This window comes from Actinoplanes sp. NPDC048791, from assembly GCF_040650095.1.
Classification (GTDB): domain Bacteria; phylum Actinomycetota; class Actinomycetes; order Mycobacteriales; family Micromonosporaceae; genus Actinoplanes.
Genome location: NZ_JBEZGQ010001545.1, coordinates 1 through 1426, shown reverse-complemented (window position 1 = coordinate 1426; position 1426 = coordinate 1). Strand labels below are relative to the sequence as shown.

The 1426-nt window shown below is 74.1% G+C and carries 1 protein-coding gene; it reads left to right on the top strand.

The features are described from left to right. The first annotated feature begins 259 nt into the window (after window positions 1-259). Window positions 260-1357 carry a TIM barrel protein gene (locus AB0C29_RS48330; RefSeq protein ID WP_360835097.1) on the top strand — a complete coding sequence of 366 codons (1098 nt, stop codon included), beginning with the start codon at window positions 260-262 and terminating at the stop codon, window positions 1355-1357. The last annotated feature ends 69 nt before the right edge of the window (window positions 1358-1426 follow it).

The window sequence follows — 1426 nt, the reverse complement described above, 5'->3', positions numbered from 1 at the left end:
GGCACGAGCCGATGCCACCGCCCTTTGTGGATCATGTCTGCGCCGGTCAGGGCGTCGCACGGCCGGTACGCCGCTGATCCGGCAGGCGGTCGAGGCTCGTATCCGGGGGCAGACAACCCACGGATGGAGGCGTCATGGCACCCCGTCGGTCCGCCACGACCGCATCGGAAAATCGCGGCCAGATGATCCATACTGGACGCTGCACGAACCGATGCACGTGCGAATGCACCGGTGACGCCCCGCTCCAGGAGGGATTCTGATGCGTTTGCGCCACCACTCGGGCCGGGTCGTCCACCTGAGCCACGGCACCCACGAGCGGCCTGCCCGGGACCTCCCGGCCGTCGTCGAGCACCTCGACGCGTACGCCGCCGTCCGTGACCGGCTGGCCGTGGACACCCTGGGGGTGAGCCTCTGGCTCCCGCCCACCCTCGCCGCCGCCCTCGCGATCGACGGGCGCTCCCGCACCCGGCTGCGTGCCGAGCTCGAAGCCCGCGGGCTCGAGATCGTCACGCTGAGCGGAGCGCCCTACGCCGAGGGCGGCGACGAGGACCCCGCCGTGCCGGACTGGAGCCACCCGGCCCGGCTCGAATACACCCTCGATCTGGCCCGCATCCTCACCGACCTGCTGCCCGAGGACGCCGTCCGCGGCGCGGTGACGACCACCGGTCTCGGCCCGCGCGAGGGCTGGGACGCCGCCAAGCAGAAGGCCGCCGCCCGGGTCCTCTCCCGGCTCTCCGCCGGCCTGGCCGAGGTGGCCTGGCACACCGGCCGGGCGGTCCGCGTCGGCTTCCAGCCCGAGCCCGGCTTCGTGCTCGACGACACCGACTCGATCGTCGAGGCGTTCGGCCGGCTCGACCGCGACCGCCTCGGTGTCTGCCTCGACCTGGCCGACCTCGCCTGCACCTGGGAGAGCCCGGTCGCGGCCCTGGACCGGCTGGCCGCGGCGGGCGTCGCGGTCATCCGGGTCGAGATCGCCGCGGCGCTCGAGGCGACCGATCCGGTCGCGGCCGCGGAGGCTCTGCGGGGGTACGTGGAAGCCGGCCACCCGCACCAGGTGACCAACCCCGCCGGCGCGAAGGTCGACGACCTGACCCAGGCGCTCGCCGACTTCCCGCCCGGCCCGTGGCGGGTGCGGTGTCACGTGCCCCTGCACACCCCGCCCCCACCGCCGCTGACCGCCACCACGGAGGTCTGGCAGGCGGCGCTGCGGCACCTGCTCTCCGGCGTGCACCCCGGCACCGAATACCTGGCCGTCGAGTCCCCCGCTGGGGGCACGGGCGCCCAGCTCGCGTACCTGAAAAGTGCCCTGGGTGAGCTCGGGCTGTCGCCGCCCGCCGAGGCCTGCGCCGCACACTGATCGCGGGGCTTTCGCTGCCACCGGTGAAGTACTCACCGAAGCGGTCGCGCAGCTCGCGGTAGAGCAGCT